Annotated in this window: 18 protein-coding genes; 12 read left to right on the plus strand and 6 right to left on the minus strand. The window is 70.6% G+C overall.

Annotated elements, in window-relative coordinates:
- Window positions 1-879 (plus strand): tetraacyldisaccharide 4'-kinase (gene lpxK, locus Q0M60_RS03660; protein WP_296816045.1); only part of this gene is annotated, 879 nt, incomplete at its 5' end.
- Here lpxK and Q0M60_RS03665 read toward each other — a convergent pair.
- A complete protein-coding gene (locus Q0M60_RS03665; RefSeq protein WP_296816047.1) occupies window positions 876-2177 on the minus strand; it encodes an amidohydrolase family protein in 1302 nt (433 codons plus the stop codon). The genes lpxK and Q0M60_RS03665 overlap by 4 nt on opposite strands.
- Before the next feature lie 121 nt (window positions 2178-2298).
- Here Q0M60_RS03665 and Q0M60_RS03670 point away from each other — a divergent pair, with 121 nt between their 5' ends.
- Window positions 2299-2997 carry a murein L,D-transpeptidase catalytic domain-containing protein gene (locus tag Q0M60_RS03670; RefSeq protein ID WP_296816049.1) on the plus strand — a complete coding sequence of 233 codons (699 nt, stop codon included), beginning with the start codon at window positions 2299-2301 and terminating at the stop codon, window positions 2995-2997.
- A 175-nt stretch (window positions 2998-3172) separates the two neighbouring features.
- A complete protein-coding gene (locus Q0M60_RS03675; protein WP_296816052.1) occupies window positions 3173-3553 on the plus strand; it encodes an NtrZ family periplasmic regulatory protein in 381 nt (126 codons plus the stop codon).
- Window positions 3554-3608: 55 nt separating this feature from the next.
- Here Q0M60_RS03675 and Q0M60_RS03680 read toward each other — a convergent pair whose 3' ends face one another.
- The gene (locus tag Q0M60_RS03680; protein ID WP_296816055.1) at window positions 3609-4778 is read right to left on the minus strand and encodes a YihY/virulence factor BrkB family protein; all 1170 of its coding nucleotides are present in this window, start codon (window positions 4776-4778) and stop codon (window positions 3609-3611) included.
- A 116-nt stretch (window positions 4779-4894) separates the two neighbouring features.
- Here Q0M60_RS03680 and prmC point away from each other — a divergent pair, with 116 nt between their 5' ends.
- From prmC to Q0M60_RS03710, 6 genes are all read left to right on the plus strand, one after another.
- Window positions 4895-5752 (plus strand): peptide chain release factor N(5)-glutamine methyltransferase, encoded by an 858-nt coding sequence (gene prmC / locus Q0M60_RS03685; RefSeq protein WP_296816084.1) that lies wholly within the window; start codon window positions 4895-4897, stop codon window positions 5750-5752.
- A gap of 262 nt (window positions 5753-6014) precedes the next feature.
- The gene (locus Q0M60_RS03690) at window positions 6015-6815 is read left to right on the plus strand and encodes a DUF4167 domain-containing protein (RefSeq protein ID WP_296816056.1); all 801 of its coding nucleotides are present in this window, start codon (window positions 6015-6017) and stop codon (window positions 6813-6815) included.
- 56 nt (window positions 6816-6871) lie between these two features.
- The gene (locus Q0M60_RS03695) at window positions 6872-7561 is read left to right on the plus strand and encodes a heme ABC transporter permease (protein WP_296816060.1); all 690 of its coding nucleotides are present in this window, start codon (window positions 6872-6874) and stop codon (window positions 7559-7561) included.
- Complete coding sequence (gene ccmD / locus Q0M60_RS03700) at window positions 7561-7710, plus strand: heme exporter protein CcmD (RefSeq protein ID WP_296816063.1); 150 nt, start codon at window positions 7561-7563, stop codon at window positions 7708-7710. The genes Q0M60_RS03695 and ccmD overlap by 1 nt, the downstream gene beginning before the upstream one ends.
- Window positions 7707-8225 (plus strand): redoxin family protein, encoded by a 519-nt coding sequence (locus Q0M60_RS03705; protein ID WP_296816064.1) that lies wholly within the window; start codon window positions 7707-7709, stop codon window positions 8223-8225. The genes ccmD and Q0M60_RS03705 overlap by 4 nt, the downstream gene beginning before the upstream one ends.
- 35 nt (window positions 8226-8260) lie before the next feature.
- Window positions 8261-8512: a hypothetical protein gene (locus Q0M60_RS03710; RefSeq protein ID WP_296816066.1), complete on the plus strand. Its 252-nt coding sequence runs from the start codon at window positions 8261-8263 to the stop codon at window positions 8510-8512.
- Here the strand turns inward: Q0M60_RS03710 and Q0M60_RS03715 are convergent.
- Window positions 8509-8931 carry a hypothetical protein gene (locus tag Q0M60_RS03715; protein ID WP_296816069.1) on the minus strand — a complete coding sequence of 141 codons (423 nt, stop codon included), beginning with the start codon at window positions 8929-8931 and terminating at the stop codon, window positions 8509-8511. The two genes, Q0M60_RS03710 and Q0M60_RS03715, sit on opposite strands and share 4 nt — an antisense overlap.
- Before the next feature lie 125 nt (window positions 8932-9056).
- On the opposite strand from Q0M60_RS03715, the gene Q0M60_RS03720 reads away from it, so the two are divergent.
- Both Q0M60_RS03720 and Q0M60_RS03725 read left to right on the plus strand, forming a co-directional pair.
- Entirely contained in the window at window positions 9057-9989 is a 933-nt protein-coding gene (locus Q0M60_RS03720) for an ABC transporter ATP-binding protein (protein ID WP_296816072.1), read from the plus strand.
- A complete protein-coding gene (locus Q0M60_RS03725) occupies window positions 9986-11293 on the plus strand; it encodes an ABC transporter permease (RefSeq protein WP_296816075.1) in 1308 nt (435 codons plus the stop codon). Before Q0M60_RS03720 ends, Q0M60_RS03725 begins: the two co-directional genes overlap by 4 nt.
- Window positions 11294-11474: 181 nt before the next feature.
- Here Q0M60_RS03725 and rpsU read toward each other — a convergent pair whose 3' ends face one another.
- Window positions 11475-11720 (minus strand): 30S ribosomal protein S21, encoded by a 246-nt coding sequence (rpsU, locus tag Q0M60_RS03730; protein WP_296816087.1) that lies wholly within the window; start codon window positions 11718-11720, stop codon window positions 11475-11477.
- Window positions 11721-11893: 173 nt separating this feature from the next.
- Between rpsU and Q0M60_RS03735 the strand changes: the two genes are divergently transcribed.
- Entirely contained in the window at window positions 11894-12547 is a 654-nt protein-coding gene (locus Q0M60_RS03735) for a COQ9 family protein (RefSeq protein WP_296816089.1), read from the plus strand.
- A gap of 185 nt (window positions 12548-12732) precedes the next feature.
- Here Q0M60_RS03735 and Q0M60_RS03740 read toward each other — a convergent pair whose 3' ends face one another.
- On the minus strand, window positions 12733-13140 hold the full coding sequence (locus Q0M60_RS03740; RefSeq protein ID WP_296816078.1) for a DUF1801 domain-containing protein: 408 nt from the start codon (window positions 13138-13140) through the stop codon (window positions 12733-12735).
- A 7-nt stretch (window positions 13141-13147) separates the two neighbouring features.
- Window positions 13148-14120 (minus strand): acyltransferase (locus tag Q0M60_RS03745; RefSeq protein WP_296816081.1); only part of this gene is annotated, 973 nt, incomplete at its 5' end.

Here is a 14120-nt window from a genome sequence, read left to right on the forward strand (position 1 = left end):
CCGGGCGTGCCCGTCATCTCGGTCGGCAACCTGACCGTCGGCGGCTCGGGCAAGACGCCGGTGGCGCGCGAAATCCTCAATGTGCTCGCCAAGGCCGGGGTCGACGGCCATGCCGTCTCGCGCGGCTATGGCGGCAAGGAGATCGGCCCGCTGATGGTCGATCCGGACGTGCATCGGGCCGAGGACGTGGGCGACGAACCCCTGATGCTGGCCGCCCAGCATCCGGTCTGGGTCGCGCGCGACCGGGCCGAGGGCGCCCTGGCCGCCGTCGAGGCCGGCGCCGAGACCCTGGTGCTCGACGACGCCCACCAGAACCCCTCGGTGAAGAAGACCCTGTCCATCGTCGTCGTCGACGGCGAGACCCGCGACGGCGAATGGCCCTTCGGCGACGGCGCGGTGTTTCCATCAGGGCCCATGCGTGAGCCGCTGGAAGAGGGGCTGGCTCGGGCGGACGCAGTGGTCATCCTGCTTCCCGACGACCTGCGGGAGGCCGACCCGGACCTGCTCAAGCTGTTCGGCGGTTTGCCGGTGCTGATCGCGCGGCTCACCCCGCTCAAGGAGCCGACCGAGCCACCCGATCCCAAGGTCGGCTTCGCGGGCGTGGGCAAGCCGTGGAAGGTCGAGCGCGCCATGAAGGCCGCCGGCATCGAACTCAAGGAATTCTGCGCCTATCCTGACCACGGCGCCTATACGGACGTGGAGCTGAAACGCCTTCAGGCCCTTGCCGAACGGCACACGGCCGCCCTGATCACCACTGAGAAGGACTGGGTCCGGCTCCCGCCGGCCTGGCGCGCGCGCGTAGAGGCCTGGCCCGTGCGGGCGCGCTTCGAAGACGACGCGGCGCTCATGCGCCTCCTGAAGGTCGAGGCGAAGGACTAGTCCGCCCGGTAGATCCGGCCCGCCCGCATCACGAAGCCGACGCGTTCCAGCTCCCTCACATCGGTCAGGGGGTCGCCCGAGACGGCGATCAGGTCCGCCGCCATGCCCGGACGCAGGGCCCCGACCTGGGACTCGATCTGCAGGTGCTCGGCCGCGCCGATGGTTGCGGCCTGGATCGCCTGAAGCGGCGTCAGGCCGCAGCGGACCAGCAGCGAGAACTCCTGGGCGTTGTCGCCATGGGCCGAAACGCCCGAATCCGTGCCGAAGGCGATCCGCACGCCCGCCGCGTGCGCCCGGCGGCACATGTCCAGCATCAGCGGGCCGGCCTCCAGCGCCTTCGCGGTCTGGGCGGGGGTGAAGAAGTTGTCCGGGCTGGAGGCGATGCGCGCCACGAAATCCCCAGCCAGCAGGGTCGGGACCAGCCAGGCCCCGCTCTGGCGCATCAGGCGGATGCCCTCCGCGTCCAGATAGGTGCCGTGCTCGATGGAGTCGCCGCCGGCGCGCAGGAAGCTGTTGATGCCGTCCGCCCCGTGCGCGTGGGCGGTCACCCGACGTCCCATCCGGTGGGCCGCGTCAACGATGGCGTCCAGCTCCTCGTCCGAGAACTGCTGGTTCAGCCCGGCCGAGGTGTTGGACAGCACCCCGCCGGTGGCCGTGATCTTGATCAGGTCGGCGCCCAGACGGATCTGCTCGCGCACGGCGCGGCGGCAGTCGTCGGCGCCGGAACAGACCGCCTCGGATCTCAGCACCGCCAGCACCTCGGGCATGTATCCATGGCTGTCGCCATGTCCGGCATGAGGACTGATCGAGGCCCCCGAGGCCAGGATCCGCGGCCCAGAGACCTGGCCGGCCGCGATGGCGTCCCGCAGGGCGAAGATGGCCTCCGAGGTCGCGCCCAGGTTCGCCACGGTGGTGAAGCCGGCCTCGAGCGTGATGCGCGCATAGTGCGCGCCCTGCAGCGCCTCGGCCGCGCGGGTTCGGGTCACGGTTTCCAGCCGGGCGTGGGGCCCCTGCTCGCGCGTGATGTGCACGTGACTGTCGATCAGGCCGGGCAGGACGAAGCTGTCCCTCAGGTCCACGACCCGCCCCTGGCCTTCCCCGACATAGCCGGTCTCGATGCGGACGACCCGGCCGTCCTCGATGACGACGGTGCGCTCCGTCTCGACCCGGCCGGTGGCCGGATCGGCCAAAAGGCGGCCCGCCTGCACGAAGACCAGGCCCCCCTCGGCTGTCTGTGACGCCGCCGCCGGAGCCAAGCCCAACAAGGCGACCGCCGCCGCCACCAGCCATGAACGCATGCCGTCCTCCCCTGAGAGGCGTCACCCTACCGCGCTGACTCGTCGCACGGGAAGCGGGTTGATCCCCGCGCGGCTTTCGATTTTAGCTTTCAGCCGGGCGGAGCGTGGAACGGGTGGCGTAATGCTTTCCAGACGTGGTGTGTTGATCGGCGGCGCCGGGCTGACCCTGGCCGGGTGCGCCTCGACCCAGAGACTCGTGGAGATGTCGGACCCGCTGGGTCCGCCGGCGGTGCAGACCGCAGCCTTCACGCCGACGCCCGTCGCCGTCGCCCCGCGCGTCGCCCCGCCGCTCGATCCCGAAGGTCTGATTCCGGCCGCCCTGCGCGAGCGGGCCATGGAGGCCCTGGACCACCACTCGGCCTCCCTGCCGAACCGGGACCGCATCTATGTGGTCAACTTTTCGGCCCACTCATCCCAGCCCCGTATGGTCGAACTGGACCTTGTGAGTGGCCGCGCCCGGGCGATCCACACGGCTCACGGCGTCGGTTCGGACCCGACGCACACGGGCTACGCCCACGGCTTTTCCAACATGCAGGATTCGCACGCCTCTTCCGTAGGCGCCTATCGCACCGCCGGAGAGGGCTGGGGCGCGCGGCACGGTGAGAACGTTCTTCTGGACGGCCTCGACGCGACCAACTCGAACGTGCGCGACCGGGCGATCATCGTCCACGCCGCCGACTACTGCGAGCCGGAGTTCCTGGCCCGCGAAGGCAAGCTGGGCCGCAGCTTCGGCTGTTTCGCCACCAACTTCGCCGACCTCGCCTATGTTCGCCCGCGGATGGCCGAGGGCCGCCTGCTGTACGCCGGAATCGTTCTCTAGCCGGCTGTTAACGAAGCTGAACGTTCCCGTGTCGCGCGAGCCACAGGACTCGCGAGACTCGCCGTGGAACCTTGTTCCGCGGCCGACATTCATTGACCTGAGCCATGGGCGAGGTCTTTATCGTCCGTGAGGAAACGCCGATTTTGGCCTTTCCGCCGGGGAGTGAAGCGTCGGGATGATCCGCAAGGGTCCAGTTTGTGTGGCGATCGCCGCCGGGCTCCTCTGCTCGGGTCTGGCTCTGTCCGCGCACGCCCAGACGCCGCGCCGAACCGAAAGCCTCACCGGAGGCCAGTCCAGCGAATCCCAGGCCCAGCGCCGCCCTGGCCTGCAGTGGAACTCCGAGGGCCGCTGGGGACTGAACCTCGACGTCGAACAGCCCGTCGGCCGCGAGCCGGACTGGAGCGATGTCGACGCCAGCGCCCATTTTCGCCTGTCGCCCTCCCTGCGCCTGCAAGGCTCCGTGGGCTTGGGCGAGCGCCGTCCCGACCCCGCCCGCCCCGCCGAGCGCGACCGCGAACAGCCCCGGGTGCGGCTCGAGACCATCTTCCGCTTCTAGCGGGCGGGCCTCCGCGCCGCCGGCGGCCGCCTTCGGGCGGCCTTTTTCATATCCGTCACCCGCTCTTGCCGACCCTGCGACGCAGCAGGCGGTCTGACAGGGCCTCGGCGTGCTTGAGCGTGAAGGCGAGCGCCGCCGGATTGCCCCGCTTGGGTCCGATGGTGTCGGCCACGACGGCCCCCCGTTCGCCCAGCGGCCGAGCCGCGCCGGTCGTGGTGTCGACCGCGGTCTGGTGCTCGATCTCGGCGTTGAACTCGGCCCCCATCAGGATGATCTGCACGCTCAGCCAGGTCCACAGCAGGAAGCCCATCATCGCCGCCAGCGGGCCGTAGGAGGCCGTGCGGACGAAATTGCCCAGATACCAGCTGAAGATCAGCGACAGCATCAGGCTGAGCAGGGCGGCCAGAACCGCCCCAGGCGTCAGCCAGCGCCATCGGGCGTGGGCCCGGCAAGGGCCGTAGCGGTAGATCAGCGTCAGCGCCGCCATGTAGACGACCAGCAGCACGGGCCAGCGCAGCGGCGACAAATGCCGCCACTCTTCCGCCAGTCCCAGGACGTCCAGCACCACCGGGACCCCGACCACCAGGGCGGCCGTGAGCAGGATCGACCCCAGGCCGCTCAGGGTGAAGGCCATGCAGATCAGGTTGTATCTGACGATATTGCGCTTCTCGACCTCGTGATAGGCGATGTTCAGGCCGTAGAAGAGGACCTTCACCGCGCCGTTGGCCGTCCACAGCGACAGGGCGAGCGTCCACAGCAGGGTGAAGGTCAGCTGGGCGTTCGAATTCTCCGCCAGCCGCTGCATCTCGTCGCCCAGGAACCCGGCCACCCCGGGCGGCAGGACCGAATAGAGGACGTAGAGCCGCGAGACCGCGTCGGTCGGGTCGGCGAAGAGCCCGTAGACAGTGACGATCGCGCCGAGCGTCGGAAACAGCGACAGCAGCACAAAGAAGGTCACCCCGCCCGCGACGAAGCCGACCCGGTCGCCGAAATAGGCCGCGCCCGTCCGCCACACGATGTCGGTCCAGCCCTTGCGGGGAATGCGCCCGGGACGGTGGGCGCACCGGCCGCGACCCGGCTCCCTGGCCTCGTAGTCGTCCGGCGTCGGAGGGGCGTCAGGCACGGACGGCGGTTGGACCTCGTCCAGCTTCGCCTTGCGCATCAGGTGGGAGGCCGCCGCGCCCGCGGCCACGCCCGCCGCCGCCGTGCCGGCCAGGGCCAGCACGGCCCGCCCCCAGCCGGACGTCTCTCCGGATCTCGCCCCGGACCTTGCCATGGGTGCGGAAACGGGCGGGCGCGGCCAAGGTTGCCTTAGCCGGGCCGGGGGTCCACATGCGCTGCATGACGACGCTGGTGAAGGCCTGGAAGGCCGCGCAGGAACGGCTGAAGGACACGGGCATCGACAGCCCCGCCATCGATGCGCGCCTGTTGCTCGAGGCGGCGGCGGACGTCTCGCGGCTGGACATCCTGACTGAGCCCCACCGCGAACTGACTGCCGACCAGGCCGCGGCCTATGACGCCCACATCGAGCGGCGTGTCCGGCGCGAACCTGTCGCGCGGATCCTGGGCCGCAAGGGCTTCTGGAAGATCCTGCTCGGCCTGACGCCGGACGTTCTCATCCCCCGCGCCGACACCGAAACCGTGGTTGAGTCGGCGCTGAAGGCCTTTCCTGAGAACGCCCGGGTGAGCCTGCTCGACATCGGCGTGGGCTCGGGTGCGATCCTGCTGTCGATCCTGGCGGAGCGGCCTGCGGCCAAGGGCCTGGGGACCGATATTTCCGAAGACGCGCTTGCGGTGGCCCGGGACAACGCGGCCAACCTCGGCCTGGCTGACCGCGCGGCCTTCCTGCGCACCGGCTGGGCGGATGGCCTCGGCGACGCCAGCTTCGACCTGGTGGTGTCCAATCCGCCCTATATCCGCAGCGCCGAGATCGAGACGCTGGACCCCGAGGTGCGCGAGCACGATCCCCGACTGGCGCTCGACGGCGGGCCGGATGGGCTGGACGCCTATCGGGCGCTCGCGCCGGAAATCCTGCGGGTGCTCAAGCCTCTGGGCGTTTTCGTCGTGGAGATCGGCTGGGACCAGGCCCAGGACGTCCGCGCGCTGTTCGAACAGGCCGGTGCGCAGGGCCTCCGGGTAGTCCAGGACCTGGGCGCGCGCGATCGGGTAGTGACGGGGTTCAAGCCCGCCGGAGCCTGAGCCGCGGACGGCCACGAAAGCCCTTGGAAATCCGCGCCACGCGCGCTAAGTCTTGGGCGTTCCCGACAACTCGCAGTGTGCACGGCCTGTCCGGGCCGGTTCAGGGCGAAGAGACCGCGATCGGCCCTCGGTGAGGTCCGGCCCCGCGGCGGGGAACATCCAGGTCCATGGCGCACGCATCCGGGGGACGGGCTCCCGGACGGCCCAGGGACGAAGCCGCCGACAGGCCATCTCGGCCCGGCGCGACACGCGGTATCGGTGAATGAGAGACTTCAAGGGCATGAAGCGGCAACGGGGCCGCAACCGTCGTTCCGGCGGCGGCCAGGGCGGCGGTCAGAGCAACAACCCGAACCGCTCGTTCGATTCCAACGGGCCCGAGGGCATCAAGGTCCGAGGCAACGCCCAGACTGTCTATGAGCGCTACCAGCAACTGGCGCGCGACGCGACCTCGTCCGGCGACCGGATCCTGGCCGAGAACTACCTCCAGCACGCCGAGCACTATTTCCGCCTGCTGCGCATCATGCAGCCGAACCGGCCGGTGACGGAAATCGCCGCGCGCGAAGGTCTCGGCCAGGGCTTTGACATCGACTTCGAGGACGAATCCGGCGCTCAGGCCGCCCAGTTCGCCGCCGAGGCCGCACGCGCCGAACAGCAGGCCCAACAACAGGCCCAGCAGCAGCAACAACAACAGAACCAGCAACGCGATAGCCGCGACGCCCGCGAGGACCAAGCCGAGGGCCGCCGTGATGACAACCGCGAGGAGGGCGAGTCCCGCGAGGGCGGACGCCGAGAGTCGCGCCGCGAGCGCTACGAGCGTCGCCGGGCCGAACGCTACGCCCGCGACGATGACCAGCCGGCCGATACGAACGCCGACCCGATGCCCGTCATCGAGCCCGAGGCGCGGCCAGAGCCGCGCGCCGACGAGGCCGCCGACCACATGCCGAGCTTCCTGACGCGGTCCGCCCCCCCGCCGGCCGAACCGGCCAGCGGGGACGAGCCGGCGCCGCGCCGGCGCGGCCGGCCGCGCAACGCCGAGACGGTCGCCGCCGACGACGAGGCCTGACCTCAGCGCAAGGGGAGCCCGCGACCGTGTGGGGCCTGGCCAATCCTGATCGTTTCATGCGCCTGACGCGTGGCTGGGGCCTGGTCATGGGCCTGGCCGCCGCCGCGCTGATCGCCTGGGCCCTGTGGCTCGGCTTCACGGCGCCGGAGGACTACCAGCAGGGCGACACTGTCCGGATCATGTTCGTCCATGTGCCGGCGGCCTGGGTCAGCCTGGCCGCCTATGTGGCGTTGGGTGGGGCCAGCTTGTCCGCCTTCGTCTGGCGGCACAGCCTGGCGGAAGCCGCAGCGAAGACCTGCGCCCCGCTGGGCGCGGCCTTCACCGTTCTGGCCCTCATCACAGGCTCGCTATGGGGCCGGCCGATGTGGGGGGCCTGGTGGGTCTGGGACGCCAGGCTGACCTCGGTGGTCGTCCTGCTGCTCTTCTATCTGGGCTGCATCGCGCTTCGGGCCGCCATGGACGACGAGACGCGCGGCGGCCGCGCCGCGGCCATCCTGGCCATGGTCGGGCTGGTGAACCTGCCTATCGTCAAGTTCTCCGTCGACTGGTGGAGCACCCTGCACCAACCGGCGTCCGTGTTCCGCGCCGACGGCCCGACCATGACGCCCGACTACCTTTGGCCGTTGCTGATCATGGGGCTGGGCTACAGCCTTCTCTTCGCGGCCCTGTGGATCACGGCCATCCGGACCGAGGTGATGCGGCGCAGGCTTTCGGCTCGCGCAGCGCGACTTGCGGGAGACGCCTGATGCTCGACCTCGATATGGGCGACTACGGCTTCTACGTCTGGGGCTCCTACGCCGTCAGCGCCCTGGTGCTGGGCGGACTGGCCGTCCGCGTCTGGGTTCAGGCCCGCGCCGCGCGCCGCGCGCTGGAGGCGAGGGAGCCGGGCGCGTGAGGCCCTGGTATCCGTTCCTCATTCTCATCCTGGTCGCCGGCATCTGGATCTACATGCGCCAGGGGCCGTCGCCGGCCGAGACCCTCGAGGTCGGCAGGCCCCTGCCGGAAGTCATGGTCACGCCGCTGGGCGGCGGGGACCCGCGCCCCCTGTCCGAGGAGGTGGTCGGGGTGACGGTGGTGAACATCTTTGCCAGCTGGTGCGCGCCCTGCCGCGCCGAGCATCCGGCCCTGGTCGAGCTCAACCGGGACGGAGTCCGATTGGTCGGCCTGTCCTATCGCGACGAGCCCGCCGACACCCAGGCCTTCCTCGATGAACTGGGCGACCCGTTCGTTCGGGTGGTGGCCGATCCGCAGGCGCAGACCGATGCGCCCCTTGGTCTGGGCGGGGCCATACCCCAGACCTTCGTCGTCGCCTCGGACGGGGAGGTGCTGTTCCGGCACTCTGGTCCGCTGGTCGGGACCGACGGCGAGGCCGCGCTCGCCCGGATCCGGGAGCTGGCGGGACCGCGTTAACCCTTTTTTGGAAGGGGTTCGTTAACCACGTCGGCATGACCGCGCCGATCCGACCCGGGTTGACTCCGCCACCTCCACAAGCCGCCTCCCTGGCGAAGAGCCCGGCCGCGCTCGCCGCCCAGCGGGCCTTTTTCCAGGCGGCGCTGCAGCAGGCCGCCGCGTCTCGGCCGGCCGAGCCTGCGCCGGTTCAGAAGCCGGCCGCGCCGATGGTCTCCGCCACCGCGACGTCCGCAGCTGAACCCGCCCATGGCCTGCGTCCGGGCGCGCTTCTCGATATCCGCGTCTAGTCCGCTTTCGGCCCGGGCAGCAGCCCTTCGGGGATGATCGGCAGGCCCGCCGCCGACCGGCTCATCGCCCAGCCGAGCGCGAGCAGGGCCACGCCCGAGACGACCAGGCTCCACAGCGGCTGGCTCATGCCCATCACCACGACCACGATCGCGGACGTGAGAACCGCCGCCGGGCCCGCCCAGGCCGCCTGAGGTTCGCCGCTCAGACGCGCCGCGGCCCAGCCGCCGATCCACGCCGACAGCAGGCGCAGCAGGATCAGCACGACCAGGCCGATCGCCGACATCGATGTGAAAAAGGCCGGGTCGCCAAAGGGCGCGATCGCCGGGCCGAACAGGTAGCGATGCAGCACGCCCAGGGCGAACATGGACAACAGGCTCAAGGCCGCGCCCGAGACGACGCCCGTCAACAATCCGCCCATGGGCGACCGCGCTCCCAAACCCCGGGGGTCACGGTAAGGGCCGCGCCCCGAAGGTCAACCTCCGGTCCTTCCGCCGTATGACATGGCGCGTTAGGAGTGGTCGCCAGGCAACGACGGCGGGTGATGTGAACCAGGCTTTGATCCTTGAAGGCGTTTCAAAGCGCTACGGCGCCTTCGAGGCGGTGAAGAACCTCAGCTTCTCGGTCGACAAGGGCTCGATCTGCGGCTTTCTGGGGCCGAACGGGGCCGGCAAGACCTCGACCATCCGCATGATCCTGGGCCTGACCGCGCCGACGCAGGGCTCGATCACCGTCCTGGGCGCCGACGACGGGCGCAAGGTGCGCGACCGCATCGGCTTCCTGCCCGAGGAGCGCGGCCTCTACCGCAAGATGGCGCCGGTCGACGCCGTCGCCTATTTCGCAAGCCTCAAGGGCGTGCCGCCGTCCGAAGGCCGCAAGCGCGCCCGCGAGATGCTGGAGGCGCAGGGGCTGGGCGACGCGCTCAAACGGCCGATGAAGTCCCTGTCCAAGGGCATGGCCCAGAAGGTCCAGCTGGTCGCCGCCATCGCCCACCGGCCCGAACTGGTCATCCTGGACGAGCCCTTCTCGGGCTTGGACCCTGTGAACCAGCAGGGGCTGGAGCGCGTCATCCGTGACCTGGCCGACCAGGGCGCGACGGTGCTCTTCTCCACCCACGTCATGCAGCACGCCGAGCGGCTGTGCAGGAAGGTCGTCCTGCTCGCCAAGGGCCAGAAGGTGTTCGAGGGCGACGTCGCCGGCGCCCGGGCCGCCGCGCCCCGCTATCTCACGCTGGAAGGAAACCTGACGCGCGAGGACATCGCGGCCCTGCCGGGCGTGACCGAGGTCGAGGCCGTGCCGCCGCCGGCCGATGGCCCGCCGCCCGAGGCGCCCGTCTGGCGCGCCCGGCTCGAGGCCGGCGCGCCGTCCCAGGCCGCGCTTCGCGCCGCCTTCGAGCGCAACCTGCCGCTGACCCGTTTCGAGGCTCACGAGCCGAGCCTGCACGACGCCTTCATCGTCCTGACCGGAGGCAACCAATGAGACGCATCCTGCTGATCGCCCGCCGGGAGTACCTCGCCTACGCCCGCACCGTCGGCTTCTGGCTGTCGCTGCTCGCCCTGCCCCTGTTCGGGGCTCTCGGGGGCGGCGCGGTCGCCTTCATGGAGCGCTCGGGCGGTGAGCGCGAGATCGCCATCGTCGACCTCTCCGGCTCGGACGCCGGCCCGGCCGTGACCCAGGCTCTGAGCGGCGCCCGGAACGAGCCGGGCGACCGCCGACGAGGCCGGGTCGCAGTGGTCGAGACACCGCCCGAGCTGGCCGCGCCCGCCGACCTCACCGCCGCCGAGGCCGCCGCCCGCGCGGCGGTTGATGTCGAGGACAGTCCGTTCGATTCGGTCGTCATCCTGACGCCCGGCGAGAACGGCCTGTCCGCCCGCGTCTGGTCCGCCAGCGCCACCGATCAGCGCGTCGAGAGCGCCGTCCGATCGGCCCTGACCCAGGTCAACAGGGCCCGAGCCCTGGTGGAGCTGGGCGTCGACCCGTCGGCCGTGGCCGCCATCGACGAGCGCCGGCCTGAGGTGAACGTCTTCTCGCCGCGCTCGGCCTCCGGCGGGGAAGTGGGCCTGCGCGACCGCCTGCCCGGCGTGATCGGCTTTATCCTGGGCATGGTGCTGTGGTCGGCCATCGTCACCGGCGCCTCGATCCTGCTGAACAGCGTGATGGAGGAGAAGGCCAACCGGGTGCTCGAGGTCCTGCTGGCCTCCGCCTCTCCGACCGAGGTCCTGACCGGCAAGGTGTTGGGCGTGGCCGGGGTGACCCTGACCGTGCTGGCGGTCTGGGCCGGGTTCGGCGGCGCCGCCCTGACCTGGCTCAGCCAGGTCTCGCCCGAGGTCACAGCGGCCTTCTCGGACGCGCTCGCGGGCCTGCTGCGCGGCGGCCTGTGGCTGTGGCTGATCGCCTATTTCGTGGGCGGCTACTTGATGTACGCGGTGCTGTTCGCGGCCATCGGCTCCTTCTGCGAGACGCCGCGCGACGCCCAGACCCTGATCGGGCCGGTGATGATGGCCCTGATCGTGCCGATTTTCGTCATGCAGCTGGCCATCCGCGATCCGGACCTCGGCGCCGTCCGCGCCCTGTCGTGGGTGCCGTTCTTCACGCCCTTCCTGATGAGCGCCCGGGTGCCGTCCGGTCCGCCGCTGATCGAACTGGTCGGCACCATGGCGGTCATGGTCCTGACTTGCGTCATCATCGTGTGGCTGGCCTCCAAGGCCTTCCGCAGCGGCGCGCTCGCCACCGGCAAGCTCGACTGGAAGGGCATCGTCGGTCTGGTCCGGGGCGGGGCGTAGCCTTCGTCACCCCGGACGGCGCGAAGCGCCGATCCGGGGGCCTCGGCGCAGGCGGGCCGACCGTGCTTGGGTCCCGGCTCTGCGGCGCTGCGCGCCTTCAGCCGGGAAGACGCGAACGACCAAAGAAAAAGGCCGCGTCCTTCTCAGGACGCGGCCTCAAATCTCGAACTGTCGAAAAGCCTTAGCGGCCGCGGGCCGGGGTGCGGGGCTTCGGAGCCGGCAGCAGACCTTCGCGCTGGGCGCGCTTGCGGGCCAGCTTGCGGGCGCGGCGCACGGCCTCGGCCTGCTGGCGGGCGCGCTTCTCGGACGGCTTTTCGTAGTGCACGTGGCGCTTCATTTCGCGGAAGTTGCCTTCACGCTGCATCTTCTTCTTCAGGGCCTTCAGCGCCTGATCGACGTTGTTGTCGCGCACGAAAATCTGAACCAGGGTCGTCTCTCCATTGCCGTCCGCCGCGCCCATCCGGCCATGAAGGGCGGGGCAGGCGGACAATAAACATGAGCGCCCGCAAGCGAGCCTGCGGGCGTGGGGGCTGCGGATACACCAACACCGGCTTGCTGTCCAGCGTGGCGCCGCTTCCTGACACCCTCTATCCTGGGGACATGAGCAACCCGCCGCCCGAGACGGACTGGGCCGACGAGGCCGAACAGCGCCTGCTGGAGGCCGCCCTGCCGCGCGTCGCCGATCTCGGCTTCACGCCGGCCCTGCTCAGGGCGGCCGGCGAGGCGGTGGACCTGTCCGAGGGCGACGTCGGCCTGCTGCTGCCCAACGGCCCGGCGGACCTGGCCGCGCTTCTGTCGCGCCGGCACGACCGCGTGGCGATGGAGAGCCTGGCGGGCGTCGACGCCTCGGCGCTGAAAATCCGCGAGCGTATCGCCCAAGGCGTCCGCGCCCGGCTGGAGGCGGCGGCGCGCGACCTCGACGCCTCACGCCGGGCGGCCGGCTTCTTCGCCCTGCCGCTGAACCTGCCGTTGGCCTCGCGCCTGACCTGGGAGAGCGCCGACCTGATCTGGCGCTGGGCAGGCGACACGGCGACGGACGAGAACCACTATTCCAAGCGCGCCATCCTGTCGGGCATCCTGGCCCCGGCCCTGACGCTCCGCCTGTTCGACGGGCCCGAGGCCGCCGAGGCCTTCGTCGCCGCCCGGATCGAGAACGTCATGGCCTTCGAGAAGTGGAAGGCCGGCCACGACCTCAACGCCCCCTTCAAGGCCGCCGCCGAGATGCTGGCCGGCCTGCGCTACGGCCGGGGTTAGCCTTTTCCCTCTCCCCGACAGGGGAGAGGAGGGACCCGCCACGCTGAGCGGAACGCGAAGCGATTTGGCGGGAGGTGAGGGCCGTGGCTCAGGCCCGCGTCACCACCCTCATCTTCCGCGCGGACCTGCGCGCCATGCGCTCCGGTGCGCGGACCCTTCTTCTCCCCTGACGGGGAGAAGAGACATCAGCAGCCGGCCTTGCCGGCTCGCGTGGCGGCGACGCTGCGCTCGGCGATCTGGCGCAGCACGCCCAGGTCCACGTCCGACAGCCGGTTGATGTAGAGGCACGCGTTGCCGGTCTTGTGCTTGCCGAGCCGGGCCAGCAGCTCGTCCTGACCGGGGAAGCCCAGAACATAGAGGACCGTGTTCGCCTTGCGCGGCGAGAAGCCCGTGATCGGCCAGTCGCCGGTCGGCCCGCGATAGCTGCCGTAGCCGATGATCGACGGGCCCCACATCACCGGCTGCTCGCCGGTCACCTCGGCCAGCATGTCCCGGACGACCAGGGCGTCGGCGCGGCGGGTCGGGTTGTCGACGGCGGCGATGAAGTCCTCGACCGGGACGTCCGTCGGCTTGGTTTTGGGTTCGGCGGCCATGGGTCCATCAAGGCGCCGATCGGCGCTTCAGCCAAGCCCCGACCGCATCGCGCGCCGGCGTCTCGATGAAGCGGTACGACAGCACCGCCAGCGTGACGACCACGCCCAGGAATCCGAGGGTCAGGAGATCGTTCGCCCAGGTCGGCCCCAGGTCGATGCGCGGCCCCGCCATCAGGTCCAGCTTCCGCGCCGCGATCATCAGCAGCACGATGAGCAGCATATGGATCAGATAGACCCCGTAGGAGACGTCCCCCAGCTTCACAAGCGGACTCCAACTGAGCGCCCGCGCGACCGGCCCCCGGTCGCCCGCCAGCACCCAGACGACGGGCGCGAACACGACGGTGGCCAGAACCGTCCACGGCCCCACCGCGAACCACACGAAGACCAGGGCCAGAAGGATCAGCCCCGCCTCCATCCAGCCCCGCCCCGGGGCGGGGCGGGCCGCCCATAAGCGATAGACCAGCACGCCCACGAAGAAGCCGTAGAGCGCCCGTGCCCAGCCAAACTCCCAGGTCGTGTTCATCCAGCGCGGCGCCAGGCTGACCACGATCACCGCGCCGACCGCCGCGATCACCAACGCGATTCCGCCCATCCGCCGACGCGCAAAGAGCATCAGGCCCGCGAAGACGACGTAACAGAGCATCTCGGCCGAGACCGCCCAGGCCGGACCGTTCCAGGTCTGGCTGTCGTGGGTCCCCAGCGCCTGGATCATCAGCAGGTTGGTGACGATCCCCCACGGCTCCCGGTCGCCGGTCCAGGGCGGCACGCTGTCGAACTGGGCGGCGGCCCGCACGATCTCCAGCAGCACGAACAGGCCCAGCATCACCGCATGCAGCGGCCAGACCCGCGTCACCCGCTTGATCAGGAAGTCGCGTCCCTGCCGCGCGCCATCGATCCGCGACCCATAGGAATGGGCGATCACGAAGCCCGACAGGACGAAGAAATAGTCCACGAACAGATAGCCGTGCATGACCAGCGGC

This window comes from Brevundimonas sp., assembly GCF_024711105.1.
In the GTDB taxonomy this organism is placed as follows: domain Bacteria; phylum Pseudomonadota; class Alphaproteobacteria; order Caulobacterales; family Caulobacteraceae; genus Brevundimonas.

Bases quoted from the DNA above. Each gene is read 5' to 3' on its own strand.
- Q0M60_RS03665 (WP_296816047.1), bottom strand. From the start codon at position 2,177: ATGCGTTCATGGCTGGTGGCGGCGGCGGTCGCCTTGTTGGGCTTGGCT.
- Q0M60_RS03670 (WP_296816049.1), top strand. From the start codon at position 2,299: ATGCTTTCCAGACGTGGTGTGTTGATCGGCGGCGCCGGGCTGACCCTG.
- Q0M60_RS03675 (WP_296816052.1), top strand. From the start codon at position 3,173: ATGATCCGCAAGGGTCCAGTTTGTGTGGCGATCGCCGCCGGGCTCCTC.
- prmC (WP_296816084.1), top strand. From the start codon at position 4,895: ATGACGACGCTGGTGAAGGCCTGGAAGGCCGCGCAGGAACGGCTGAAG.
- Q0M60_RS03690 (WP_296816056.1), top strand. From the start codon at position 6,015: ATGAGAGACTTCAAGGGCATGAAGCGGCAACGGGGCCGCAACCGTCGT.
- Q0M60_RS03695 (WP_296816060.1), top strand. From the start codon at position 6,872: ATGCGCCTGACGCGTGGCTGGGGCCTGGTCATGGGCCTGGCCGCCGCC.
- ccmD (WP_296816063.1), top strand. From the start codon at position 7,561: ATGCTCGACCTCGATATGGGCGACTACGGCTTCTACGTCTGGGGCTCC.
- Q0M60_RS03710 (WP_296816066.1), top strand. From the start codon at position 8,261: ATGACCGCGCCGATCCGACCCGGGTTGACTCCGCCACCTCCACAAGCC.
- Q0M60_RS03715 (WP_296816069.1), bottom strand. From the start codon at position 8,931: ATGGGCGGATTGTTGACGGGCGTCGTCTCGGGCGCGGCCTTGAGCCTG.
- Q0M60_RS03725 (WP_296816075.1), top strand. From the start codon at position 9,986: ATGAGACGCATCCTGCTGATCGCCCGCCGGGAGTACCTCGCCTACGCC.
- Q0M60_RS03735 (WP_296816089.1), top strand. From the start codon at position 11,894: ATGAGCAACCCGCCGCCCGAGACGGACTGGGCCGACGAGGCCGAACAG.
- Q0M60_RS03740 (WP_296816078.1), bottom strand. From the start codon at position 13,140: ATGGCCGCCGAACCCAAAACCAAGCCGACGGACGTCCCGGTCGAGGAC.